16 protein-coding genes, 1 tRNA gene and 4 pseudogenes are annotated in these 24,288 nt (G+C 66.0%); 13 read left to right on the top strand and 8 right to left on the bottom strand.

The genetic code is table 11. The annotated features are described in order from the left end of the window. The first annotated feature begins 65 nt into the window (after positions 1–65). On the top strand, positions 66–755 hold the full coding sequence (locus G6N41_RS01850; protein ID WP_198966422.1) for a GAP family protein: 690 nt from the start codon (positions 66–68) through the stop codon (positions 753–755). A 176-nt stretch (positions 756–931) separates the two neighbouring features. After that, positions 932–1,807, top strand: coding sequence for an alpha/beta fold hydrolase (locus G6N41_RS01845; protein ID WP_198966421.1), 876 nt, complete (start codon positions 932–934; stop codon positions 1,805–1,807). Between the two features lie 68 nt (positions 1,808–1,875). On the opposite strand, the gene G6N41_RS01840 is transcribed toward G6N41_RS01845, so the two are convergent. Next, complete coding sequence (locus tag G6N41_RS01840; protein ID WP_231608779.1) at positions 1,876–2,235, bottom strand: hypothetical protein; 360 nt, start codon at positions 2,233–2,235, stop codon at positions 1,876–1,878. Between the two features lie 24 nt (positions 2,236–2,259). Beyond that, on the bottom strand, positions 2,260–2,646 hold the full coding sequence (locus G6N41_RS01835) for a hypothetical protein (protein WP_198966420.1): 387 nt from the start codon (positions 2,644–2,646) through the stop codon (positions 2,260–2,262). Between the two features lie 132 nt (positions 2,647–2,778). Here G6N41_RS01835 and G6N41_RS01830 point away from each other — a divergent pair, with 132 nt between their 5' ends. Beyond that, positions 2,779–3,261 carry a hypothetical protein gene (locus tag G6N41_RS01830; protein ID WP_231608778.1) on the top strand — a complete coding sequence of 161 codons (483 nt, stop codon included), beginning with the start codon at positions 2,779–2,781 and terminating at the stop codon, positions 3,259–3,261. Between the two features lie 48 nt (positions 3,262–3,309). On the opposite strand, the gene G6N41_RS01825 is transcribed toward G6N41_RS01830, so the two are convergent. Continuing rightward, positions 3,310–4,947 (bottom strand): DHA2 family efflux MFS transporter permease subunit, encoded by a 1,638-nt coding sequence (locus tag G6N41_RS01825; protein WP_198966418.1) that lies wholly within the window; start codon positions 4,945–4,947, stop codon positions 3,310–3,312. Positions 4,948–5,157: 210 nt separating this feature from the next. On the opposite strand from G6N41_RS01825, the pseudogene G6N41_RS01820 reads away from it, so the two are divergent. Continuing rightward, a pseudogene (locus G6N41_RS01820) lies at positions 5,158–6,647 on the top strand (WS/DGAT/MGAT family O-acyltransferase). Positions 6,648–6,667: 20 nt separating this feature from the next. Here the strand turns inward: G6N41_RS01820 and G6N41_RS01815 are convergent. Then, positions 6,668–8,162, bottom strand: a pseudogene (locus G6N41_RS01815) (amidase). A 212-nt stretch (positions 8,163–8,374) separates the two neighbouring features. Here G6N41_RS01815 and G6N41_RS01810 point away from each other — a divergent pair. Next, on the top strand, positions 8,375–10,108 hold the full coding sequence (locus tag G6N41_RS01810; RefSeq protein WP_198966417.1) for a PE domain-containing protein: 1,734 nt from the start codon (positions 8,375–8,377) through the stop codon (positions 10,106–10,108). Between the two features lie 25 nt (positions 10,109–10,133). Next, the gene (locus G6N41_RS01805) at positions 10,134–10,940 is read left to right on the top strand and encodes an enoyl-CoA hydratase (protein ID WP_198966416.1); all 807 of its coding nucleotides are present in this window, start codon (positions 10,134–10,136) and stop codon (positions 10,938–10,940) included. 10 nt (positions 10,941–10,950) lie between these two features. On the opposite strand, the gene G6N41_RS01800 is transcribed toward G6N41_RS01805, so the two are convergent. Continuing rightward, on the bottom strand, positions 10,951–12,165 hold the full coding sequence (locus tag G6N41_RS01800) for a PucR family transcriptional regulator (RefSeq protein WP_231608777.1): 1,215 nt from the start codon (positions 12,163–12,165) through the stop codon (positions 10,951–10,953). Positions 12,166–12,401: 236 nt separating this feature from the next. On the opposite strand from G6N41_RS01800, the pseudogene G6N41_RS01795 reads away from it, so the two are divergent. From G6N41_RS01795 to G6N41_RS01770, 6 genes and pseudogenes are all read left to right on the top strand, one after another. After that, positions 12,402–14,816, top strand: a pseudogene (locus tag G6N41_RS01795) (arylsulfatase). Between the two features lie 80 nt (positions 14,817–14,896). Then, positions 14,897–16,798 carry a solute carrier family 23 protein gene (locus G6N41_RS01790; RefSeq protein WP_198966414.1) on the top strand — a complete coding sequence of 634 codons (1,902 nt, stop codon included), beginning with the start codon at positions 14,897–14,899 and terminating at the stop codon, positions 16,796–16,798. Further along, positions 16,799–17,302, top strand: a complete 504-nt coding sequence (uraD, locus tag G6N41_RS01785; protein ID WP_198966413.1) for a 2-oxo-4-hydroxy-4-carboxy-5-ureidoimidazoline decarboxylase — start codon at positions 16,799–16,801, stop codon at positions 17,300–17,302. A gap of 37 nt (positions 17,303–17,339) precedes the next feature. After that, positions 17,340–17,660 (top strand): hydroxyisourate hydrolase, encoded by a 321-nt coding sequence (uraH, locus tag G6N41_RS01780; protein WP_198966412.1) that lies wholly within the window; start codon positions 17,340–17,342, stop codon positions 17,658–17,660. Next, complete coding sequence (locus G6N41_RS01775; RefSeq protein ID WP_198966411.1) at positions 17,660–18,484, top strand: FAD binding domain-containing protein; 825 nt, start codon at positions 17,660–17,662, stop codon at positions 18,482–18,484. The genes uraH and G6N41_RS01775 overlap by 1 nt, the downstream gene beginning before the upstream one ends. Next, positions 18,481–21,183: a molybdopterin-dependent oxidoreductase gene (locus tag G6N41_RS01770; RefSeq protein ID WP_198966410.1), complete on the top strand. Its 2,703-nt coding sequence runs from the start codon at positions 18,481–18,483 to the stop codon at positions 21,181–21,183. Before G6N41_RS01775 ends, G6N41_RS01770 begins: the two co-directional genes overlap by 4 nt. On the opposite strand, the pseudogene hpxO reads toward G6N41_RS01770, so the two are convergent. The 3 genes and pseudogenes from hpxO to G6N41_RS01755 all read right to left on the bottom strand — a co-directional run bounded on the left by hpxO (position 21,167) and on the right by G6N41_RS01755 (position 23,366). Beyond that, a pseudogene (gene hpxO / locus G6N41_RS01765) lies at positions 21,167–22,333 on the bottom strand (FAD-dependent urate hydroxylase HpxO). The gene G6N41_RS01770 and the pseudogene hpxO sit on opposite strands and share 17 nt — an antisense overlap. A gap of 202 nt (positions 22,334–22,535) precedes the next feature. Continuing rightward, positions 22,536–22,610, bottom strand: a tRNA-Thr gene (locus G6N41_RS01760). A gap of 27 nt (positions 22,611–22,637) precedes the next feature. Continuing rightward, entirely contained in the window at positions 22,638–23,366 is a 729-nt protein-coding gene (locus G6N41_RS01755; RefSeq protein WP_198966409.1) for a hypothetical protein, read from the bottom strand. Positions 23,367–23,527: 161 nt separating this feature from the next. Between G6N41_RS01755 and phoP the strand changes: the two genes are divergently transcribed. Beyond that, the gene (gene phoP, locus G6N41_RS01750; RefSeq protein WP_198966408.1) at positions 23,528–24,250 is read left to right on the top strand and encodes a two-component system response regulator PhoP; all 723 of its coding nucleotides are present in this window, start codon (positions 23,528–23,530) and stop codon (positions 24,248–24,250) included. Positions 24,251–24,288: the final 38 nt, after the last annotated feature.

Raw genomic sequence — 24,288 nt, 5'->3', positions numbered from 1 at the left:
CGGCTTGAGGTTTGGCGTGAATATCGGGGGGCCGGGCGCGTTGTCATGGTCGGTGCGTCCGGTCGATGCGAAAATTGCTGCCCGTGACAGGAAATTCCGGCTCAGTGCTGGCCAGCCTCGTTCCCCTCGCGCTGGTGATCGCGGTCTCGCCAATAACCATCATTCCGGCGGTATTGGTGCTACATGCGCCGCGCCCCCGGCCGACGGGGCTGGCGTTCCTGGGCGGCTGGGTGCTGGGGCTGATAGCGGTGACGGCGATGTTTGTCGCCGGGTCGGAACTGTTCGGTGGTCTGCGTAGGTCCCCACCCGCCTGGGCATCCTGGGCTCGCATCGTCGTCGGGTCGTTGCTCATCTTGTTCGGCATCTACCGCTGGTTGAACCGGCACGGGGAGGTCGAATCACCACGGTGGATGCGGTCGTTCGCCACCATCACGCCACGGAGTGCCGGGATAACCGCGGCCGTGTTGGTGCTGGTGCGCCCCGAGGTGGTGATCATTTGCCTGGCGGCTGGACTGGCGATCGGCACCGGTGGGCTCGGTGTCGCGATGAGATGGATCTGCGGTGCGATTTTCGTCGCCATCTCGGCATCGACGTTGGCCGGTCCGATCCTGGCCTTCGTGGGTGCGGGTGACCGTCTGGAGGATTCGCTGGACCGGCTCAAGGAATGGATGGAAAAGAACCACGCGGGGATGCTCGCGGCCGTCTTGATCCTGATCGGTGTGATGGTGCTCTACAACGGAATTCACGCGCTGTAAGGGATCCGCCCTGGCCACGCGGGTGGGTGTGTGGCTTGCTCGGGGAGCCTCGAGAGCTCGGACTCGGACTCGGACTCGGACTCGGACTCGGACTCGGACTCGGACTCGGACTCGGACTCGGACTCGGACTCGGACTCGGACTCGGACTCGACGTTAGAGCATCTTAGTATCAGCTGTTGGCGACAGCACCCGAGCGGTTCTCGGTTCAGGGGCCCGATGGCGTTCGCATCGTGGCAGATCGCTGCGGTGACCCGCGAGGACGTGCCGTGGTGTTCTTGCACGGCGGCGGACAGACTCGGCGCTCGTGGGGCCGAGTGGCCGCCGTCGTGGCCGAGCGGGGTTGGCAATCGGTCACCGTGGACTTGCGTGGGCATGGTGAATCCGACTGGTCACCGCACGGGGACTATCGCGTTGTCAGCTTCGCCGCGGATATTCAAGAGGTGCTACGAGGCCTGCCCCCGCAACCGGTTCTGGTGGGCGCGTCGTTGGGCGGGTTCACGTCGATGCTGCTGGCCGGGGAACTTTCGCCGGGCATTGCCAGTGCCGTCGTTCTGGTGGACATCGTGCCGAACATGGATCCCTCCGGAGCCAGTCGGATACATGCGTTCATGGTCGAGCGGGTGGAATCGGGGTTCGGCTCGCTGGATGAGGTGGCCGATATGATCGCCGCCTACAACCGCCATCGGCCCAGGCCAACCGACTTGGAGGGCCTGACCACCAACCTGCGCCGTCGCGGCGATCGGTGGTATTGGCACTGGGATCCGCGGTTCATCAGCGGCTCCGCCGCCTTTCCCCCCATCGAAGTCACCGAGCCTCATCGGCTGTACGCCGCCGTCGACACGATCCTGCGCGGCGGCGTTCCCATGTTGCTCATTCGGGGGCAAATGAGCGACCTGGTCAGTCAGGAGCGAGCCGAGGAATTTCTTGCCCGCTTCCCGAATATCGAGTTCACCGATGTCCGCGGCGCCGGGCACATGGTCGCCGGCGACCGCAACGACATCTTCGCAGCGGCCGTGTTGGACTTTCTGAGCCGCCATCTCGACGCTGGGTGATCGATCCCTGGCTACTCGGGAGCGGTTGGCCAACAGGCCCGCGGCAGACCGGAAATGAGGTCAGCCTGCTAGCCCTGGGTCAGCATCTTCTTGATCTCCGCAACGGATGCTTCCAGCTTGCGGATGCGCTCGTTGGAGTCCTCGGCGGTGCCGCGCATGTCGCCGCCGTATGCCCTGAGTACGTCGGCGAGCATCTGCTGGGTTTGGCCAAAAGCCTTGATCGCGTCGACTATTTCCTCGTAGCTGGTCCGCGACGCTTCCAAGGCAGCGATGCGGGCCTTGAGGTCGCGCAGCGTGCTGTCGAGCGCTTCAGATGCTTCAGGTAGGGCCACTCTGAAAATCCTAGGTGTTTTTCCAGCCGAACCGTCTAATTTTTTTGTGGCAATGACGACCTTTTGGTCGACCTCGTGCCAGTACGGGTCTGGCACCGAACCTGCGGGTTCGTTGGCTAGTCAGCTGGGAATGCCGGCATTGACCAAAGTCTGTACGCCGCTGGCGCAACCACGCAGGAAGTCGGGGGCGTAGACGTCCCGGACCTGCTGCACGGCCGCCAGCTGGTTGGCGCAGACCTTGTGCACCTGGCCGGAGACGATGATCGAGTCGGTCGGGAACCCCATTGCCTGCATCCGGCTGATCGTGAAGCGGCCGTCTTTCACGGCCTTGTCGTAGCCGAGTCGGTAGGACGGGCCCGTCGTTTCACCGGCGTCCGCGTATGCGGGTGCAGAGGCGATCAGCGTCACTCCAGCCGCGATACCGACGACGACTCGCGACAGCCGCCCACTGGACAGGCACTGCCTTGCCGGCAGTGGGTGGCTGTAGGTCGCTGCGGCGTCCGTCATGAGATTGGCCCCGATCTGTCGTTTCAGGATCCCACTTCCTGTGGCGGTCTTCTGTGCCGCAATGGACCCTCGCGTCGCTACTGTATGAAATTGGTTCCAAAAAAGGAAGCACCGATCGAAAACGGGCAAATCGTGCCTGGTGTTGGAATGCAGGCTCAGATTTTCGCCAAAGTTGACTCATTCCAAAACAAGCCATACATTGGTGGGGTGCCGAGGTTGAATCCCGCAGGTAAGGACCTTGGCCGCGTCCTAGAGTGGCTGTTGAACCGGGACGTTCCAGATAGTGAAATCGGTTCCGCGCTCAACTTGCCCAAGGCGACCTATTCACGGCGTAAGGATGCTGACGATTTCCCCAGCTACGCGGAGTTGATCGCGGTGGGGGAGTACTTCGACGTCTCCTCGCGCGTACTACAGATTGCGTTCGGCTGGCGCGGGCAGGATGAGTTGATCCTGCTCGACATCGAAGAGATGCGCCAGTACATGGAACAGGCGGGGGCCTCGTTTTTCGGTAATGAACGAATACGTCGCTACATCGAGGAGCGCGAGGGCGCTGACTACCCGTTGGCCGCGGCAATCCTGAAAATGACGGAGCCCCCGGAGTCCGGGGCTAGCTGATTCCCTCGGCCCTCGGCCCTCGGGCCGCGCCGGCCCCACGGTGGCGCGCTATGGCTCAACCTGCAACAACTCGATCCGCGGGGCGGGGCGCTTGGGTAGGAACCACGCCGGAATGGCTGTTGTCGCGACCACGATCATTCCGAGCAAGAAGACCCCGGCGTAGGCCAGCGACAAGTCTTTGGTGAGGTGCTCGGCAAACCCCGGGGTTCGAATCCGCGGCGGCAGGTTGGACACATCCAGTGGCAGATGCTGCCGGAGCGCCTGTTCGCGGATCTCATCCGCGCGGTTGGCCGCCGCGATGTCAGCGCTGCCGTTGAATCGGCTGGTGAGTACGACCGACATCAGCGCCGCGTCCACCGACGCCGCGACGTTGTGGTTGACGTTGAATAGCGTTGAGCCGTGCGCGACTTCGCTGGAATTCAGCATGTGCACGGCCGACCAGGACACCGGAACCATCATGGCGGCGGTACCCACCCCGAACGTGCCGAGCCCGATCAGCAGCGCCGGAAGATGCACGTGCTCACGGCTCATGCCGTAGATAAAGATGCCCATGCCGACCACGGTCAACGCGGTCCCCATCAACACCACATCGCGCGGGCCCCGCTTCTCCATCAGCCGCCCCACGATCGGCATAACCGCGGCAGCGGCCAGCGTCTGGGGGATGAGCAGCAGCCCGGACTGCAGCGGTGTTTTTCCGAGCACCTGCTGGAAGTACGCCGGAAACAACAGGCAGCTGCCGAAAAAGGTGACGGCGAACATGAATCGGGTGGCGTTGGCCGCCGCGACGGCCCGGTTCTTGAGCAGTCGCAGATCGATCAGCGCGTGGTCGCCACGGTGCAGGGCGTGCAGCGCGAAACCGCCGATCAGGATCAAGCCGACCGTGGTCGGCAGCCAGACTTGCGGGTCGCCGATGGTGCCGCGCGCCGGCAGCGCTGATAGCCCGTAGAGCAGCAGCACCAGCGCCGGGGACAGCAGCGCCATGCCCACGAGGTCCAGCGACTCCGCGGGCAGAGAATCGTCACCGGGCAGCACCAACCCGGCCAGTATCAAGGTCAGGGCTCCGATCGGCAGGTTGATCAAGAAGATCCACTGCCAGCCAAACGCGTCGATCAACCAGCCGCCCAGAATGGGCCCGGCGATCGGGGCCATCAACACCGAGATCATGCTGATCGTCAGTACCCGGCCCAAGCGGGCCGGACCCGCCGCGCGCGCCAGAATGATGAGCTGCAGCGGTATGAGTATTCCGCCGCCAAGGCCCTGCGCCGCGCGGAAGGCCACCAGCAGGGTAATGCTCGATGCCATCGCGCACAGCAACGATCCCAGCGTGAACAGCAGCACCGAACCCATGACCAGGCGCTTGGTGCCGAGCCGATTCGCCGCCCAGCCGGTCAGCGGGATCACCGAGGCCAGCGACAAGGTGTAGCCGGTCGATGTCCACGCGACCACCGCCTGGGTGGACGAGAACTCTTCGATGAACGTTCGCTGAGCCACGTTGACGACCGTGGTATCCAGGGTGACCATCACCGGGAGCATCAGGCACGTCGCCGTGGTCATCAGAAGTTCGGCGTCCAGCCTGACGGGATGGTCGTCGGGGCGAGGGTCATCGCCCAGACGCGACTCGCCCGCGGCGTGCGTGCTGGCACCGATCTCTGGCTCGCGCGGCAACCGACCCACCCGGCGGCGCATCGGTTCACTGTATCCGCCGAACTGCCGACCCAACGTCGAAATTATCTGGTCGCCAGTGCGCTGACACCGATGATTTGCGCCGCCCAGGTGGGCTACGGTCGAAATCTGGAAAGGCTGTGTGTCGCCGCCAAACCATCCGACCGGCCCACACATCACGACGGCCCTCGGCAGCCGGCCTTGCCGGAGCGCCAACCAAGCGAGGAGTGATCGGTGAGCAAGACCGCCAAGCGGCTGGGCCCGCAAGACATGTTTTTTCTCTACTCCGAGTCGCCGAGCACCATGATGCACGTCGGTGCCCTGATGCCCTTCACACCACCGGATGACGCGCCCGCGGATTTCTTGCGACAACTCGTCGATGAGAGCAAGGCCAACGAGGTTGTGGAACCGTGGAACCTGAAGCTGAGCCACCCGGACTTGCTCTACAGCCCCACCCAATCGTGGGTTTACGACGAAAACTTTGACCTGGACTACCACGTGCGGCGCTCCGCCCTGGCCAGCCCGGGCGACGAGCGTGAACTCGGAATCCTGGTGTCGCGGTTGCACAGTCACGCGCTGGACCTGAGGCGTCCACCGTGGGAGATGCACTTCATCGAAGGCCTCGAAGGCGGTCGGTTCGCGATCTACATCAAGATGCATCACTCGTTGATCGACGGCTACACCGGCCAGAAAATGCTGGCCCGCAGTTTGTCCGCCGACCCACACGACACCACGCACCCGTTGTTCTTCAACATCCCCACCCCCGGCCCGGCGCCCGCCGACACCGAAGAGTCCGCCGGCGGCGGCCTGATCGGTGGGGCGGGCAATGTGCTCAGCGGGTTGGGCGACGTGGTCAAGGGCCTGGGGGGCATGGTCAGCGGGGTGGGTAGCGTGCTCGGTTCGGTGGCCAGCGCGGGACGATCCTCGCTCGACCTCACCATGGCGCTGGTCAACTCCCAGCTGCGCAGCGACAACGAGTACCGCGACCTGGTCAGCTCGGTGCAGGCTCCGCACTGCATTCTCAACACCCGGATCAGCCGCAACCGCCGGTTCGCCACCCAGCAGTACCCGCTGGCGCGGATGAAAGCGATTGGGGCTCAATATGATGCGACGGTCAACGATGTCGCGATGGCGATCATCGGGGGCGGCTTGCGGCGCTTCCTCGACGAACTTGGCGAGCTGCCCGACAAGCCGCTGATCGCCGTGTTACCGGTCAACGTGCGGCCCAAGGACGACGAAGGGGGCGGCAACGCTGTCGCGACCATCCTGGCCACGCTGGGCACCGACATCGCCGATCCCGCGGAGCGGCTGCGGGCGGTCACCGCGTCCACCCGGATGGCAAAGGCTCAGCTGAAGAACATGGACCGCGACGCGATCCTGGCCTACAGCGCGGCCCTGATGGTGCCCTATGGTATCCAGCTGGCCAGCACCCTCACCGGGGTGAAGCCGCCGTTGCCCTACACCTTCAACCTTTGTGTCAGCAACGTTCCCGGGCCGCAGGAAGTGCTCTACCTGTGGGGTAGCCGGATGGAGGCGTCCATCCGGTCTCCCTGGTGGCACACAGCCAAGCGCTCAACGTCACCTTGCAGAGTTATGCCGGGACACTGAACTTCGGGTTCATCGGTTGCCACGACACGTTGCCACATTTGCAGCGGCTTGCCGTCTATACCGGGGAAGCGCTCGACGAGCTGGATGAACCCGCGGCGTCGTCCGCGGTGAACTGACGCGCCCGGCGCGCCGACACCTAGCCGGCGGGCGGTGTCGCCGGATGCCGGTGCGCCCAGGGACGGGCCTCTTCGAGTTGGGCTGCCAGCGCCAAGAGGTCGCCATCGCTGCCCAGGCCTCCGACGAACTGCACACCCAACGGCAGGCCGGCCGGTGTCCAGTGCAGCGGCACGCTGATGGCGGGTCGTCCGGTCAGATTGGCCAGCTGGGTGTAGGGCACCCAGCCCAGGCTCTCTTGAATGAGATCGTCCATGATCCCGCTGAGCGAGAGCACCTTTCCGGCACGCAACTTGCTCATCAGCCGCGCCGCCGTCTGCAGGCGTGGTGGCGTGGTTGTCTCGCCGACGGCCGGTGGCGGAGTCGCCAGGCTGGGAGTCAGGAAGTAGTCGTAACTCTCATGGAAACTCGCCAGGGACTGGATGTAGTTGTTGCGGTTGTCCAGCGCAAGCAGCGGCGCCAGCACACCGGTGGATCGGCCGAGTTCGGCCATCGCTAGTGTGTCCGCTTTCAAAGTCGCTGTCGCGGGCCCCAATCCGCTTTCGGATATCGGCGACTTGGCAGTGCAGCTGCGCGAACCAGATGGTCAGGAAATCGCGGGCCAGCGCGTCGTCGTCGTAGGGGGGATCGACTTGCTCGACGTGGTGGCCCAGGTCTTCGAGCAGACTCGCCGCGGCCTCGACTGCCGTGACGGCCTCGCGGTCAGGCGCGGCGTTGATCGCAGACGACGCCGAGTACCCGATCTTGAGCGCGCCCGGACGGTTCTTGATGTGTTCGACGAAGGTGGTGTCGGGAAGGGCGACCTGGTAGGCGGCGCGTGGATTGGGCCCGACGATCGCATCGAAGATGGCGGCGCTGTCGCGAACGGTGCGCGAAACCACCCCCTGAGTAACCATGCCGAACAGCGGCTCGCCGGCCTGCGGGCCATAGGGCGACAATCCCCGGCCGAGCTTGAGCCCGACCAGCCCGTTGCAGGCCGCGGGAATGCGGATCGATCCGCCACCGTCGTTGGCACCGGCCACCGGAACGATCCCGGCGGCAACCGCGGCCCCCGATCCGCCCGAGGAGCAGCCCGGGGTGTGCTGCGGATTCCACGGGTTGCGGGCCGGCCCCCAGTAATCGGGTTCGGTGATGCCCTTGGCCCCGAACTCGGGTGTATTGGTCATGCCGAAGACGACCAGGCCCGCGTCCAGGAATCGTTGGGTGACCAGGGCGTGCTGTTTGGCGACATCGTTGGCCAGCGACCGAGATCCACACGAGCTGGGAAAGCCGCGATATTCCTGATCGAGGTCCTTGATCAGGAAGGGGACGCCGGCAAGCGGTCCACGTAGCTCCGGATCAGCGGCCCGTTCCTCGGCGAGGGCATCGATACGACGGATGATCGCGTTCAACCTCGGGTTGACCGCGTCGGCGCGCTGACGCGCCAAAGCAAGTAGCTCGGTAGCGCGGACTTGCTTGCTCGCCACCAGCTCGGCCAGGCCAGTCGCATCCAGCGACATGTACTCGTCAAGATGCATTGGCCGATCTTATGATTGCGGCCCTTGGCCGGCGGGGAAAGGTAGTCATCTTCTTACCGGCCGTGCTCGCGTTGTTTGCCGGGGTTGCGCCGATCTCAGTGCGGGTGGACCGCAAACCCGGATCCGCACTCGCAATTTTTTCTTCGATGTGCGCATCTTTTTCGGCGTTGCCCACCATGATGGCTAGTACGCGACAACACGAGGGGTAGGCGATGTCTTTTGTGCTCGTGGCGCCAGACATGTTGGCGACGGCAGCGGCGGATGTGGTGCAAATTGGGTCAGCCGTTAGTGCCGGCAATCTGGCGGCGGCGATTCCGACGACTGAGGTGATGGCGGCGGCCGCCGATGAGGTGTCTGGGGCCATTGCGGCGCTGTTCGGCGCCAATGCCCAGGAATATCAGGAGGCGGCGGCCCAGGCCGCGACGTTCCACGAGCAGTTTGTCCGTGCCTTGAGTGAGGCGGGGGCGTCGTATGCCAGCGCCGAGGCGACCATCGTCACCGGCTTGAGTTCGGCGGTTGCGGACGGGTTTCAGACCGCGGTCTACGGTCCGATACGCGCGGCCGGCCAGGCGTGGATCAGTAGCCCGGCCGGCGAGGTTATTGATCCGGTCATCAATGCGCCCACCGAAGCCCTGTTCGGGCGTGGCCTGATCAGCAACGGTGCCGCCGGAACGGCCGCACACCCCAATGGTGGCGCCGGCGGGATCCTGTTCGGCGACGGCGGCCCCGGCTACACCCCGACCGGCGGGATGGGCGCCGTCGCGGGCGGTATCGGCGGAGATGCCGGGCTGATCGGCAACGGTGGCCTCGGCGGTAACGGCTTCGGCGGCGGTCCCGGCGGCATGGGCGGTACCGGCGGCTGGCTGATGGGCAACGGCGGGGGCGGCCGGGTCGGCGGGGTCGGCGGTGTTGGTGGCCAAGCCTTGTTCTTCGGCAATGGCGGCGCCGGTGGGGGCAGCGCGCTGGGTGGCCGTGCCGGGCTGTTCATCGGGGAGCCGGGCACCGGCTGGGTTGCTGACCCCGGCAACGGCCAGTCGATCGTGATCGACTTCGTCCGGCACGGGCAGACGGCGAGCAACGTTGCGGAGCTGATCGACACCAACGTGCCCGGCCCGCCGCTGACAGCGGAGGGCCACCTACAGGCGGACATCATTGCCGGCAAGCTTTTCGCGAAGGGCCCCTACGCGGGGATCTTCGACTCGGAGTTGCTCCGTACCCAGCAAACCGCCGCGCCGTTGGCTGCCCTGTATGGGATAACCGACGTTCCGGCGCTGTCCGGACTCAACGAGATCAGTGCCGGCATCTTCGATGGTCTACAGCAGATCACGCCCGCAGGCCTGCTGTATCTGATCGGCCCGATGGCCTGGACGCTCGGATACCCCATCGTGCCGATGCTGACCCCGGGCTCGCTGGACTTCAACGGCGTGGTTTTCAACCAGGACTTCACCCACGCGATGGACACCATGTACAGCGCCGCCTTGGCGAACCCGGTCTTGGCCGCCAACGGCAAGATCACCGACGTCGCCTACTCGAGCGCATTCACCATCGGGGTCGGGACAATGATGAACGTCGACAACCCCGATCCACTCCTGCTGCTCACCCACCCGCTGCCCAACACCGGCGTGGTCGAGGTGCAGGGCAGTCCCGCCAACGGCTGGACGATGGTCAGTTGGGACGGGATTCCTGTCGCACCGGCGACATTGCCGACCCAGCTATTCGTCGACGTGCGGAACCTGATCACCGCGCCGCAATATGCGGGCTGGGACATTTTCTATTCATTGTTCACCGGCAATCCGACGACCATCCTGACCGCGGTGCGCGACGGCATCGAGGAGGTCGGCAGCGCGGTGATCAACTTCCCGATCGAGGTGACCGAGGACGTCGTCAACGCTATCTGCGGCGCGACCGACGGCCTGACGGCGGGCGTGCCCAGCCTGGTCGTATAAGTGTGGGCCACGACAACCACAGCGCATGGAGACGACGGAGAGCCGGTTCGTCAACCTCGGTCGTGACGGCGGCGTGGCCACCGTCGAACTGATCGATTCGGGACCGCTGAACATTGTCGGAACCGCGGCTACCACGGCCCTTACCAATGCATTTCGCAGCATCAACCAAGACAGCGGCGTGCGGGTCGTGGTACTGCGCGCCGCGGGCGAGAAGGCGTTCATCGGTGGCGCCGACATCAAGGAAATGGTCACCCTGGACCGCCTCAGCGCCCAGGCCTTCATCCGCCGACTGGCGGGCCTGTGCGAGTCGATTCGACAGTGCCCCGTTCCGGTCATCGCCCGAATCGCGGGTTGGTGTCTGGGCGGGGGCCTGGAAATCGCGGCGTGCTGCGATCTGCGGATCGCCGAATCCGGCGCCCGATTCGGCATGCCCGAAGTGGCGGTGGGAATCCCGTCGGTGATCCATTCGGCGTTGCTGCCGGCGCTGGTCGGGGCCTCGCGGACAACTTGGCTGCTGCTGACTGGTGAAACCATCGACGCCGACACGGCCGCAAGCTGGGCACTGGTGCACGAGGTCGTCGCGCCCGACGCGCTGGACCTGCGGATCGCCGCACTCGCAACAAAACTTGCCGGATTCGGCCCGCAGGCCCTTCAGCAGCAAAAACGCCTACTGGCCAAGTGGCCCGACATGACGGTGCAGGCGGCGATCGAGGACAGCATCGAGCAATTCGGCCTTGCGTTCCAGACCGGTGAGCCGCAACAGCACATGCAGGCGTTCCTATCTTGCAAGGGCCGCAAAGCAGGAAGCGGCCCGCAAGCCCCGGAGGAGTAGCCGGCCAGGATCACAGGTCGCCACTGCTGCCCTGGGTCACGGCGCGCGTGGCGGGCAATAGTGCGAGCGCGACCGACAGATCAAGGGTGCCGATGTCGATCGTGCGGCCAAGCAATTCCTCGGCCTGGTGGACCCGATAGCTGACCGTGTTGGGATGCACCCCAAGTCGTTGCGCGGCCTTGGCCGGGCTGCGGTTTTCCTCGAGATACACCGCAAGCGTGGTGGCAATCCGATACGTCCCCTCATCGTTGGCGGCCAAAGGCCCCAGGACGCGTCTGACGAATGCCACCGCGTGCCCGCGGTCCGTGCCGGCCAGGGCTGCTACCGCAACGTTGCGGTAGCAGGTCACCACCTCAACGCGAACCCCGAGCAATGAGACGAACCGTTGCGCGTGCGACGCCTCGATATGGGTGCGACGGAAACCGCTTATCCCCCAACCCGGTTCACCGATGGCGACCCGGACGTCCTGCGGTAGGTGGATGCCGCTACCGATGTTGGCCACATCCAGCTCCGCAGCGGTGAATGCCTGCGGCCGGCTCAGCCAGCCGGCAATGGCCTTCGAGCCGGCCGGATGGGCCAGGACGCTTTGGGCCGCGATGGCACGAGTCAGCTGCGTCAGTGCCTGGGTGAGTGTCACTTGGCCAGCGCAGGCGTCCTGGGTCACGTCGCGCCACACGCTGACGCCGACATGGTGTCGGTTGACGTCGTAACGCAGCCGGGTGGAAGCCCGCTGCGCATCGTCTTCACGTTCGGTGAGGATGTCCTCGACCGCCGCCGCGCGTGCGGCGGCCGCACCGGTCAACCAGGCCTCGCGTTCGACTTCGTAGAGCCGTTCGGCCCGAATCAGGACGACGTCGACAGAACCGAACAGCCAGTTGGTGGCCAGGTCGAGCGCCCGGTCGTGGTCGGCCGCTGCCGAACTCGCGGTGATCCGGTCGAACAGCCATTGCCACGTTCGCTCCTGGGCCATCCGTACCGAGCGGAAGAGGTCATTGAGCGCAATGTTTCGTTGCACTCCAGAGCGACCGATCGCGGCGGTGGCCGGCGTCAGGTCGAGCAGCCGCGGCCCCTCCCCGGAGTCGATGCACTCGGCGATTTGGCGGACACTGGCTTCGACGCTGGCAAGCTGTTCGGCCACCGCCGGCGGATCGGGAACGATGCTCGGCAACTCGGACTGGTATCGGTCAACGATGTCACGCGCCAGCTGGGTTGCGCACGTTTGCATTTCGGCGGCTACCGGTCTGAGCACCTGGTGCCATACCCGGCGAGCGCTCGGCTCTTGAAAAGGTGGCCACCTGGGCTCCATGTCGACGAAATCTAATCTCGTCGTGCTCCTGGCACAACGTCCCAGCAAACCGAACTGGCGATAACAGTCCCCGCTCGATGGGGTCGTGGCAGGGTAGTGAGGCAGCGGCTGCGCGAGTTAGCAAGGCAGTAAAGCCAATTGACAAGGAGTTCATGATGGCCAAGGCGGCGAAGAATACCCCAGCCAAGAAATCGTCGACCGGGGCCGCCTCAGACGCGCACCGCGAGCCGCATCTGGCCCGTGAGCACCTGCCCATCCCCGACCCCAAGCACGTGGGATTGACCACCTACGACGCCAAGGACCCCAACACCAAATACCCACCGATCAAGCAGCTGCGCCCGCCGCAGGGGGCGCCGAACGTGCTCATCGTCTTGATCGACGATGTCGGGTTCGGCGCGGCGTCGGCGTTCGGCGGACCGTGTCGCACCCCGGTGGCCGAACGGCTGGCGGCCGGCGGGCTCAAACTCAACCGGTTCCACACCACCGCGCTGTGTTCACCCACCCGGCAAGCACTGTTGACCGGGCGCAACCACCACTCGGTGGGCATGGGCGCGATCACCGAGATGGCCACCTCGGCGCCCGGCAACAACAGCATCAGGCCCAAGGAGAAGGCACCGCTGGCCGAGACCTTGAAGCTCAACGGCTATTCCACCGCACAGTTCGGCAAGTGTCACGAGGTGCCGGGGCGGGAGGTCACCCCGATGGGGCCGTTCCACCAGTGGCCGACGGGTTCGGGGTTCGAGTACTTCTACGGCTTCGTCGGCGGCGAGGCCAATCAGTACTACCCGGGTCTGTACGAGGGCACCACGGCGGTGGAACCGCCCAAGACTCCGGAGCAGGGCTACACGCTGACCGAGGATCTGGCGGATCGGGCGCTCACCTGGGTACGCCAGCAAAAGGCGCTGATGCCCGACAAGCCGTTCTTCATGTATTTCGCGCCCGGTGCGACCCACGCCCCGCATCACGTGCCCAAAGTGTGGTCGGACAAGTACCGGGGCAAGTTCGACGACGGGTGGGACGCGCTGCGGGAGAAGACCCTCAACCGGCAGAAGGAACTCGGGGTGGTGCCCGATGACGCTGAGCTGACCAAGCGCCATGACGAGATCCCGGCCTGGGACGACATGCCCGACGAGCTCAAGCCGGTATTGGCCAGGCAGATGGAGATCTACGCCGGGTTCCTCGAGCAGACCGACCATGAGGTGGGTCGCCTCGTCGATGCCATCGATGACCTCGGTGTCCTCGACGACACGCTGATCTACTACATCATCGGCGACAACGGAGCCTCGGCCGAGGGCGCCATCAACGGGTGCTTCAACGAGATGACCACGCTCAACGGGTTACCCGGGATCGAGACGACGGAGTTCCTGCTATCCAAGACCGACGATTTCGGCACCCCGGATGCCTACAACCACTACGCCGTCGGCTGGGCGCATGCCCTCTGCGCGCCCTACCAGTGGACCAAGCAGGTCGCCTCGCACTGGGGCGGCACCCGCAACGGCACCGTCGTGCACTGGCCCAACGGCCTCACCGCCCAAGGGGGAATGCGCGACCAGTTCCACCACGTGATCGACGTGGCGCCGACCATCCTGGAGGCGGCCGGTTTGCCGGCGCCGCACTCGGTCAATGGAATAGCCCAGGCGCCCCTCGAAGGCGTCAGCATGATGTCGACGCTGCGCGATGCCGCGGCGCCTGAAACCCACGAGGTCCAATATTTCGAGATGATGGGCAACCGCGGCATCTACTTCCAGGGCTGGACCGCGGTGACCAAACACCGCACCCCGTGGAAAGCCGACGCCCCACCGCCGTTCGACGACGACGTATGGGAGCTGTATGCCCCCGGTGACTGGACCCAGGCGCACGATCTGGCCACGCAGAACCCGGCCAAGCTCGCCGAGCTGCAGCGGCTTTGGCTCATCGAGGCCACCAAGTACAACGTTGTGCCGCTCGATGACCGCGGCTTCGAGCGGATCAACCCCGATATCGCCGGCCGTCCGCAATTGGTGCGGGGCAACAGCCAGCTGTTGTTCGACGGGATGCGCGTCAGCGAATGGTGCGTCTTGACGATCAAGAACAAATCGCACTCGGTGACCGCCGAAGTCGAGGTGCCAACAGGCGGGGCCAGCGGAGTGCTCATCACCCAGGGCGGCAGCGCCGGGGGCTGGACGCTGTACGCCCACGAGGGCAGGCTCAAGTACTGCTACAACTTCCTCGGCATTGACCACTACATGGTGGCCGCGACCAAGCCGATCCCCGCCGGCAAGCACCAGCTCCGGATGTAATTCGGCTACGACGGCGGCGGGTTGGGCAGGGGCGGCGATGTCACGCTTTTCTACGACGGCAAAGCGGTGGGCCAGGGACGGGTCGAACGCACCCAACCCATGGCGTTTTCCGCCGATGAGGCCTGTGACGTCGGGTGCGACACCGGATCGCCCGCCTCGCCCGATTACGGCCCCACCGGCAACGCATTCAGCGGCACCATCGCCTGGGTGCAGATCGATCTCGGTGCAGACAGCCATGACCATCTGATCACCGCCGAAGACCGGTTCAACATTGCCATGGCCAAGCAGTGACCTGCCGCAGATGCCCCAATTAGCACGGTTACCGGCATTTCGACGTGCGCGAGCGACGGATCTCAAGGATTCTCTATGGCATGTCGGCTCCCCCCACAAGCCCGGTCAGACGTGTTCATCCGGTCGACGAGGTACTGCTGATCCCCAAGTTGGCGACCTACGGCTTTCAGCACGTCGTAGCGTTCTACGCCGGGGCGGTCGTGGTGCCGATCATCATTGCCAACGCGATCGACCTGCCGCACCAGGACCTGGTCAAGCTGATCACCGCGGACCTGTTCACCTGTGGCGTCGCCTCGATCATCCAGTCCGTTGGCTTCTGGAAGATCGGGGTGCGGCTGCCCTTGCTGCAGGGCGTGGCGTTCGCTGGGGTGTCGCCGGTTATCGCCATCGGACTTTCTCATGGCGGCGGAACGCCTAGCCTGCTCTACGTCTACCGCGCGGTGATCGTCGCCGGTTTGTTCACCATCCTGATCGCCCCGATCTTCACCAAGCTACTGCGATTTTTTCCCCCGGTGGTCACCGGCACGCTGATCACCATCATCGGGCTGTGCCTGGTGCCGGTGGGCGCCGGCGACGCGGTGACCAATCCGCGCACCGGCGAGCACGACCCGACCAACATTCGCTGGCTGCTCTACGCGCTGGGAACGATCGCGATCATCGTGGCGATCCAGCGGGTGTTCAGTGGTTTCATGGCCACCATCGCGGTGTTGATCGGCTTGGTCGTGGGCTGCGTGGTCGCCTACGGTCTGGGCGACATGAGCTTCGCCAAGGTGGACGAGGCGTCGGTTATCGGATTCACCGAGCCGTTCGCGTTCGGTATGCCCAAATTCGACTTCGTGGCATGCCTGACGATGGTCATCGTGCTGATGATCACCTCGGTGGAGTCGACCGGCTCGACGCTGGCCACCGGCGAGATCGTCGGCAAGCGCATCAAGGCCGCCCAAATCGGCAACGTGCTGCGCGCCGACGGCCTGGCCACCGTGATCGGCGGAATCTTCAACTCCTTTCCTTACACCGCGTTCTCCGAGAACGTCGGGCTGGTGCGGCTCACGCGGGTCAAGAGTCGCTGGGTGGTGGCCGCCGCCGGGGTGGTGATGATCGTGCTCGGGTTCCTGCCCAAGGTCGCCGCGGTCGTCTCGGCGGTCCCCAGCCCGGTCCTCGGCGGGGCGGCGTTGACGCTGTTTGCCACCGTCGCCGTGGTGGGCATCCAGACGCTGGGCAAGGTCGACTTCACCGACCACCGAAACCTCATCATCGTGACTACCAGCCTGGCGCTGGCGTTGTGGGTGATGTCCTATCCCGACGTCGCCGAGTCGATGCCGTCGGGCGTGGACCTGATCTTCGGCAGCGGCATCAGCATCGGTGCCGTCGCCGCGATCGTGCTCAACATCGTGTTCTTTCACACCGGCTCGCATGGGCCACGGGTGGCCGGCGGCGGCTCGATTACCCTCCATGAGGTCAACGCGATGACCCGCGAGCGATTCACCGAAGTGTTCGGCCATGTCGTGCAGGACGTCCCCTGGGTGATCGACCGTGCCTACGAGCACCGGCCGTTCGCCGACACCGCCGCGCTTCGCGAGGCGTTCCAGGACGCGGTGCTCACCGGGTCCTCCGAGCAGCAGATGGAGCTACTCAATGCGTTTCACGATCTGGGTGCCGAGGACGAGACCGGACGCGCCCTGGCCGTCGACCACGTGTCGCTATCCAATCTCGACGAGCGGGATCACAACGTAGTGGTGGAGCTTGCCAGCGCCTACCGCGAACACTTCGGCTTCCCGCTGATCATCTGCGCCCGCGAGACCGAGCGCTTCGACCGGGTGCTCAAGAACGGCTGGTCGCGGATGGACAATTCCCCCGCCACCGAGAGGGCGTACGCCCTCATCGAGGCGGCCAAGATCGCCAACTACCGGTTCAGCGATCTGGTCGCCGACGCGAACCCGATTGCGTCGGCCAGGCTCAGCCGACTCAACGAGCTGCACTAGATGACCAAGCCTGCCCTGGGCCTTGATGGCTTCAATCGCCTCACAGATCGCCAACGCATGCACCTGCTGTTCGGCGTGTGCTCGACGACGATCTGGGCGCGCCGGGTGCTGGCCGGCGCGCCGTTCGATGATGTCGATGCGCTGCTGGACCGCGCGGACCGGGTACTGGCCCAGCTGCCCGAGGCCGAGATCGACGCCGCGCTGGACGGCCACCCTCGCATCGGTGCCAGGGCCGACAACGCGTCCTCGGCGCGTCAGCAGGCCCTGGTTGCCGGGGCCGGCGAGGCCGTGCGCGCCGAACTCGCCGAAAAAAATCGCAAGTACGAGGACAAGTTCGGTTACGTCTACTTGGTGTGCGCCACCGGACGATCCGCCGAGGACTTGCTCGAGACGCTCACCGACCGGCTCGACAACGACCCGGAAACCGAACGCCGGGTGATGCGCAACGAACTGGCCAGGATCAACCGGCTGCGGCTGCAGCGGCTGCTGCGTGAGCCCGCGTGAGCGCCGCGCGTGGCTACCGGCCTGGCATGGTGAACCCATGAGCCTTTCGACACATGTGCTGGACGCCGTGAGCGGTCGACCCGCGGCCGGAGTTGCCGTGGAACTCACCGACGCCGCCGGAACACCTCTTGCCAGCGGCCGCACCGACGATGACGGCCGGATCAAGTCGCTCGGTGCGACACTGGCCGCCGGGATCTACCGGCTGCGCTTCGATACCGGCGAATATTTCGACGCGAGCGGCACCGCCGGGTTCTACCCCGAGGTCGTCATCGCCTTCGACCTCACTGACGTCGACGCCAACTACCACGTGCCGCTGTTGTTGTCGCCGTACGCGTATTCGACATACCGGGGGAGTTAATGGATCTCAACTCCGTAGAAATCGTCAATACCCCCAGCCGCCGCGACGAACTCTGGCCGCTGGAGCCCACCGACGCCATTCTCGCCGGCGGGACCTGGCTGTTCTCCGAACCGAACTCACACAAACGCCGCCTGGTCGACATCACCGGCCTGGGCTGGCAGCCGATAGCGTTCGGCGACAACGGTATTGACCTGGCCGCAACGTGCACACTTGCCGAGATCTCGACGCTGTCGGGGCGGCTGCCCGCCGACTGGACGGCCGGTGCGCTGCTGTATCAGTGCTGCACCGCAATGCTGGCGTCGGCCAAGATCTGGCGCACCGCCACCATCGGCGGCAATGTGTGCCTGTCCTTTCCGGCCGGCGCCATGATTTCGCTGCTGTCCGCGTTGGATGCGCGCGTGACGGTTTGGTGCGCCGATGGCAACGACTACACGCTGCCGGTCGCCGAGTTCGTCACCGGACAGGCCGCCAACGTGCTCGTGCCCGGCGACGTGCTGCGCTCCTTTCACCTGCCGGCCGCCGCGCTGCGGGCCCGGACCGCCTTCCGCAAGCTCGCCCCGTCCGCGCTGGGGCGCTCCGGCATCGTGGTGATCGGCCGCCGTGGCGCCGAGTCCGACGGCGGCGGCTTCGTGCTGTCGATCACGGCGGCCACCCTGCGCCCCTTCGTGTTTGAGTTCCCCACCCTGCCCGGCACCGACGAGCTGCGCGCCGCCCACGCCGGCATACCCGATGGCGCCTGGACCCGCGACGCACACGGCGATCCCGATTGGCGGGCAGCGGTGAGCCTGGTGCTGGCCGAGCAGATCCTGGCCGAGCTGGCATGAGGTTCACCGTCAACGGAGCTGACCTGGACGCCACCCCGGCGGCCGGGCAATGCCTGCGCACCTTCCTGCGCGAGCACGGCCACTTCGAAGTCAAGATGGGCTGCGATGCCGGTGACTGCGGCGCTTGCTCGGTCTTGGTCGACGGCGCCGCGGTGCACTCGTGCGTGTTCCCGGCATTTCGCGCGGCGGGCCGCACCGTCACGACGGTGGCCGGGCTGGGCACCCCCGATGACCTGCACCCGATGCAGCGCCGTTTCGCCGAGGCGGCCGCCTTCCAGTGCTGGTTTTGCACGGCCGGTCTGGTGGTCACCGCGTCGACCTTCGGCGATGACGAATTGGCCAATCTGCCACAGCATCTCAAGGGCAACCTGTGCCGGTGCACCGGCTACCGGGCGATCCTGGACGCGCTGGAGGGCAAGGTCAATGTCGAGAAGCCCAGCGGATCCGACGCCGGGCGCTCGATCGGCGCACCGGCGGCATTGCGGGTGGTGACCGGCACCGAGCCCTACACCACAGACGACGCGCCGGCCGGCCTGCTGCACCTGGCCGTGCTCGGCAGCCCGCTCGCGCACGCCCGTATCACCTCGATCGACACCACGGCGGCCGCGGCGATACCGGGTGTCCACCTGATCCTCACCCACCACGACAGCCCACCCGTTGCGTTCTCCACCGCGCGCCACGAGATGCGCACCGAAGACCCCGACGACACCTATGTGTTGGACCGCACCGTGTGCTTCATCGGACAGCGGGTTGCGGCGGTGGTCGCCGACAGCGTGGCGGTCGCCGAAAAAGCTTGCCGGGCGATCCAGATCGAGTACGAGGAACTGCCGGCCGTGTTCGATCCGGAGCAGGCCCGGGCGCCAGGCGCGGTGCTCTTGCACGCCGACAAGGGCGGCCAGGCCCGCATCGCCGACCCGGCGCGCAACCTGGTCGCCGAATTACATGGCGGCACCGGCGATGTCGAAGCCGGCATTGCCGCCGCACAGGCCTCCGGCGGAGCGGTGGTGCGCGGACGGTGGCAGACCGCCCGAGTGCAGCCGGCCCACCTCGAAACCCATGGCTGCACCGGGTGGCGGGACAGCCGCGGGCGACTGGTGATTCGCACCAGCTCCCAGACACCGTTTCTGGTCCGCGACGAACTGTGTCACGTCTTCGGGCTGGACCGCGACCAGGTCCACGTTTTCACCAAGCGGGTCGGCGGCGGATTCGGCGGCAAACAGGAGATGCTCACCGAGGACCTGGTGACGTTGGCCGTGCTGAGACTGGGCCGGCCGGTGCGCTACGAGTTCACCCGTGTCGACGAGTTCGTCCGGGCGACGTGCCGCCACCCCTACCGCATCGACGTCACCGTGGCCGCCGACGGGGATGGGGTGCTGACCGCGCTGGCGGTCGATGCCCTGATGGATGCCGGGGCGTACGGAAACCACACTCGGGGTGTGCTGTTTCACGGTTGCGGCGAGTCGGTGTCGGTGTACCGCTGTGCGAACAAGCGCATCGACGCCGAGGCCGTGTACATCAATAACGTGCCGTCGGGGGCGTTCCGCGGCTACGGCGTGGGCCAGATGGTCTTCGCGGTGGAGTCGGCACTCGACGACCTGGCACAACGACTGGGCATCGACGCGTTCGAGTTCCGGCGCCGAAACATGGTGGTGCCCGGCGACCCGTTCGTCGATGCCCATGCCGGCGAGAATGATCTGACGTTCGGCAGCTACGGGCTGGATCAATGCCTGGACCTGGCTCAGGACGCTTTGCGCCGCGGTGGCAGACCGGCTCCCGACGGCGCGGGCTGGCGAGTCGGGGAGGGCATGGCCCTGGCGATGATCGCGACGCTGCCCCCGGGCGGGCATTTCGGGTCCGCCGAGATCTCGGTCGACGACGCCGGCGTCTACACGCTGTGCGTCGGCACCTCGGAGTTCGGCAACGGCACCACCACCGTGCACGCGCAGCTGACCGCCACGGCGTTGGGCACCACCAGCGACCGGATCGTGATCCGCCAGTCCGACACCGACGTGGTCGAGCACGACACCGGGGCGTTCGGCTCGGCCGGAACCGTGATCGCCGGACGTGCGGCGCTGGCCGCGGCCCAACGGTTGCGCAGCCGGATCATCGCCGCCGCGGCCGAGGTGGCCGGCGCGTCGCCGGCCGACTGCGTGCTGGGCCCGCACGGCGTGCAGTGCGGGCAGCAGCTGGTCGGGTTCGGCCAATTGCCGACGCCGTTGACCGGGCAGGGAAGCCAGGACGGGACACCGCGGTCGGTGTCGTTCAACGTGCACGCCTTCCGGGTCGCGGTCAACACCGACACCGGCCAGGTGGAGATCTTGCAGTCGGTTCAGGCCGCCGACGCCGGGGTGGTGCTGAACCCGGAGCAGTGCCGCGGGCAGGTGGAGGGCAGCGTGGCGCAGGCGATCGGTTCCGCGCTGTATGAGGACCTGAAGATCGGCCCCGACGGCAGGGTGCTCACCCAGACGCTGCGCGACTATCACATTCCGCAGTTCGTCGACGTGCCCCTCACCGAGGTGTACTTCGCCGACACCTTCGACGAGCTCGGTCCGCTGGGCGCGAAATCGATGGCCGAATCGCCCTACAACCCGGTGGCGCCGGCTCTGGCCAACGCGATCGCCCGGGCCTGCGCTGCGCGGGTCACCCGGCTGCCGATGACCGCGGCCCGAGTGTGGCGGGCGATCAACTCAGCGGAGTGAGCGGCCCACCCATGATGTTGGCGACGAGCCCGCGAATGATGTTGGTGCCGTCTTCGTTTCGCAGCTCCTTATACCAGGCTGCGGTGGTATCGGGGTCCTTGGCGTGGATGACGTCGCAGCGCTTACGGGCCCGCAACACCAGATCGTCGGCCCGTTCGGTGCGGCTGGCCTGATAGGCGGCCAGCGCGGCCGCAACGTCGGTGGGGTTGTCCTTGAGCGCCCATTGCAGTGTCACCGCGTCTTCCATCGCCGAGCATCCGCCCTGCCCGATGTCGGGCGTGGTGTTGTGGGCGGCATCGCCAAGCACGGCGATGCGCCCCTTGACCCAGGTGTGGAACGGGTCCAGGTCGAGGATCTCGACGCGGTTGGTGGTCGTCGGGTCGAGCTTGTCGATCAAGGCCTGCACGCCCGGTGCCCAACCGGCGAACTGCTCGCGCAGCACCTCTCGCGCGGTGCCTTTCTCGAAGGGCAGGCCCTCGGGCTCGACCACGTCGAAGAAGAAGTAGAACCTGTCATCGGCGACCGGCATCGCCGACACCCGCTTGCCGTTGCCGACATACATGGTCCACTCGTTGGCGGGGCTGATGGCTTCGTCGACCTCCACCAGCCCGTTTTAGTTGACGTAGCCGGCGTAGCGCCGGGTGACCGGCCCGCCCAGTACGTATTCCCGGGTGATCGAGTTTGCGCCGTCGGCGCCGATGAGGATGTCGGCACTCGCGATGGTGCCGTCGGCGAACGTCGCGGTGGCGGCGCCGTCGCGGTTGGCGACCTCGACCATCTTCATGCCGAAATGGATCTCGTCGATCCCGTAGGCCTCCATCAGCATTTGCTGCAGCTCGGCGCGGGCGATCGGGTACGGGCGCTGACCGACCTGCTCGATGAGCGGCTGCATCGAGATCCGGCACATGGTCTGGCCGGAGTGGGCCTCGGCGTAGCTCATCGTCTCGACGATCCCGCCCAGCCGTGCCGTCTGCTGCTCGAGTCCCAGTTAGTTGAGGCATTTCACCCCGTTGGACCACACCGAGATGGCGGCGCCGACCGGCTTGTTCTCGGTGACACGCTCATAGACCTCGGTGTCAATGTCGATCTGGCGCAGGGCAATCGCGGCACTCATGCCGCCGATGCCCGCACCGATGATCACCGCTTTCACCGGTGTTACCTACTTTGCTCTCCGGGTGCCGTGCGTCGACCGTATGACGGCTGGCCCCGTTTCGCGCGTCGAAGCGGTGCCGGGCGGCTGGGTTGCCGACAACTGGGCAATGGGTTGGATCGCCATGGCGCGCTCGCCAATGGACCCTACCCGGCCATCGAGGCTGGTGCTGCCCCCACGGCGGTTGCTGCCGGGCGCCAGGTGGAGCCCCCTGTCAGGATTGAACTGACGACCGCTCGCTTACAAGGCGAGTGCTCTACCACTGAGCTAAGGAGGCCGGTAAGACCGCTGCCAGCCTAACCCCTCACTCGTCGGCGTCGACCACTCGCTGGGAGCGCACCGGGCGCGAGGACGAACGGCGCGCGGGACGCCGGCCCGGCAGCGGGATGCGCTCGGCGATGCTGCTCAGCGGGTTGACCACCATGGTGAGCGCGACGACGGCGTCTTGCAGGGTCTCGATCGCCGGCTCCAGCGCCTCCATGCCGGGGGCCAGCCGGGCCAGGGTGTCGGCCACATCGGCGAGCTGTTCGAGGGGCCCGTTCTTGGCGGTGAGCTTGTCGACCAGACCACCTTCGGACAGCAGCCGATCGGCCAGCCCGTCCTCGGAAAGGACCCGTTCGATCAAGCCGTCCTCGGCGACCAGTTGATCGGCCAGCCCGCCCGGCTGCAGCGCGCGATGCATCGCGCCGCCCTCGGCGGTCACGCGGTCGATCAAACCACCGGGCGCGGTCAGCAGGTCGACCACCCCGCCCGGGCGCAGCATCCGGTCCATCGGGCCGTTGGGCGCGATCGCCCGCCCCAACGGCGCATCCTCGTCGAGCAGCTTGGCCAGCCGGTTGGCGCGCACGATCGCGTCCTCGATGCCGAGCACGCTGGCCATGGCGTTTTTGCCGGCATCGGTGCTGGTTTCGCCGAGCGCTTGCTTGGCCAGGCCGACGGCGGCTCCCGCGAGGTTGAGGCTGGCCTCAGCGGCGGCGAGACCGGCGCGGGCGGGGGCGGTGGCAAAGGCCACCAGGCTTTGGCCGACGTTCATTCTGTGAGTCTATTCACGACGCGCCGCAATAATTGCGTCCGGGTTCGGGCAGGCACGACTATTCCTGGCAGACTATTAGCAGTTGACTGTCAACGAGCTTTCAGGAAGTACACAATGAACGTTAAGCAAGCTTTCAGCTGCATGTTGCAGGAATTAATGTCATGATAGCCACAACCCCGGGCGAGGCCACCAAACCAGAAGCACGCATCCTCGTTGTCGACGACGAGGACAACATCGTCGAGCTGCTCTCGGTCAGTCTGAAGTTTCAGGGATTCGAGGTGCACACGGCGACCAACGGCGCGCAGGCGTTGGATCGGGCCAGGGAAACCCGCCCGGACGCGGTGATTCTCGATGTGATGATGCCTGGGATGGAGGGCTTCGGCGTGCTGCGGCGGCTGCGCGCCGACGGCATCGATGCACCCGCACTGTTCTTGACCGCCCGGGACTCGCTGCAGGACAAGATCGCGGGGCTGACCCTGGGCGGCGATGACTACGTGACAAAGCCCTTCAGCCTGGAAGAGGTCGTTGCCCGGTTGCGGGTAATTCTGCGCCGCGTCGGCAAGGGCAGCGCAGAGCCGCGCAATTCCCGCCTTACGTTCGCCGATATCGAGCTCGATGAGGAAACCCACGAAGTGTGGAAGGCCGGCCAGCCGGTGTCGCTATCGCCCACCGAGTTCACCTTGTTGCGTTATTTCGTGATCAATGCGGGCACGGTGCTGAGCAAGCCGAAAATTCTCGACCATGTGTGGCGCTACGACTTCGGTGGCGACGTCAACGTCGTCGAGTCCTACGTGTCGTATCTGCGGCGCAAGATCGATACCGGCGACAAGCGGCTGCTGCACACCTTGCGTGGGGTCGGCTATGTGCTGCGGGAGCCGCGATGAGCGTGCTCCCTAGCCCGGCAGGTTAGGGAGGAGCGCCG

Origin of the sequence: Mycobacterium shottsii (genome assembly GCF_010728525.1) — a bacterium.
In the GTDB taxonomy this organism is placed as follows: Bacteria; Actinomycetota; Actinomycetes; order Mycobacteriales; family Mycobacteriaceae; genus Mycobacterium; species Mycobacterium marinum.
Note: the sequence above shows the minus strand (reverse complement) of the source record. Positions and strands in the feature narration are given on the sequence as shown.

Excerpts from the sequence above, each read along its gene's own strand:
- G6N41_RS01810 (WP_198966417.1), top strand. The coding sequence starts at position 8,375 with ATGTCTTTTGTGCTCGTGGCGCCAGACATGTTGGCGACGGCAGCGGCG.
- uraD (WP_198966413.1), top strand. The coding sequence starts at position 16,799 with ATGACCAAGCCTGCCCTGGGCCTTGATGGCTTCAATCGCCTCACAGAT.
- G6N41_RS01755 (WP_198966409.1), bottom strand. The coding sequence starts at position 23,366 with ATGAACGTCGGCCAAAGCCTGGTGGCCTTTGCCACCGCCCCCGCCCGC.
- G6N41_RS01805 (WP_198966416.1), top strand. The coding sequence starts at position 10,134 with ATGGAGACGACGGAGAGCCGGTTCGTCAACCTCGGTCGTGACGGCGGC.
- G6N41_RS01850 (WP_198966422.1), top strand. The coding sequence starts at position 66 with ATGCGAAAATTGCTGCCCGTGACAGGAAATTCCGGCTCAGTGCTGGCC.
- G6N41_RS01800 (WP_231608777.1), bottom strand. The coding sequence starts at position 12,165 with ATGCAAACGTGCGCAACCCAGCTGGCGCGTGACATCGTTGACCGATAC.
- G6N41_RS01770 (WP_198966410.1), top strand. The coding sequence starts at position 18,481 with ATGAGGTTCACCGTCAACGGAGCTGACCTGGACGCCACCCCGGCGGCC.
- phoP (WP_198966408.1), top strand. The coding sequence starts at position 23,528 with ATGATAGCCACAACCCCGGGCGAGGCCACCAAACCAGAAGCACGCATC.
- G6N41_RS01775 (WP_198966411.1), top strand. The coding sequence starts at position 17,660 with ATGGATCTCAACTCCGTAGAAATCGTCAATACCCCCAGCCGCCGCGAC.
- G6N41_RS01790 (WP_198966414.1), top strand. The coding sequence starts at position 14,897 with ATGTCGGCTCCCCCCACAAGCCCGGTCAGACGTGTTCATCCGGTCGAC.
- G6N41_RS01835 (WP_198966420.1), bottom strand. The coding sequence starts at position 2,646 with ATGACGGACGCCGCAGCGACCTACAGCCACCCACTGCCGGCAAGGCAG.
- uraH (WP_198966412.1), top strand. The coding sequence starts at position 17,340 with ATGAGCCTTTCGACACATGTGCTGGACGCCGTGAGCGGTCGACCCGCG.
- G6N41_RS01825 (WP_198966418.1), bottom strand. The coding sequence starts at position 4,947 with ATGCGCCGCCGGGTGGGTCGGTTGCCGCGCGAGCCAGAGATCGGTGCC.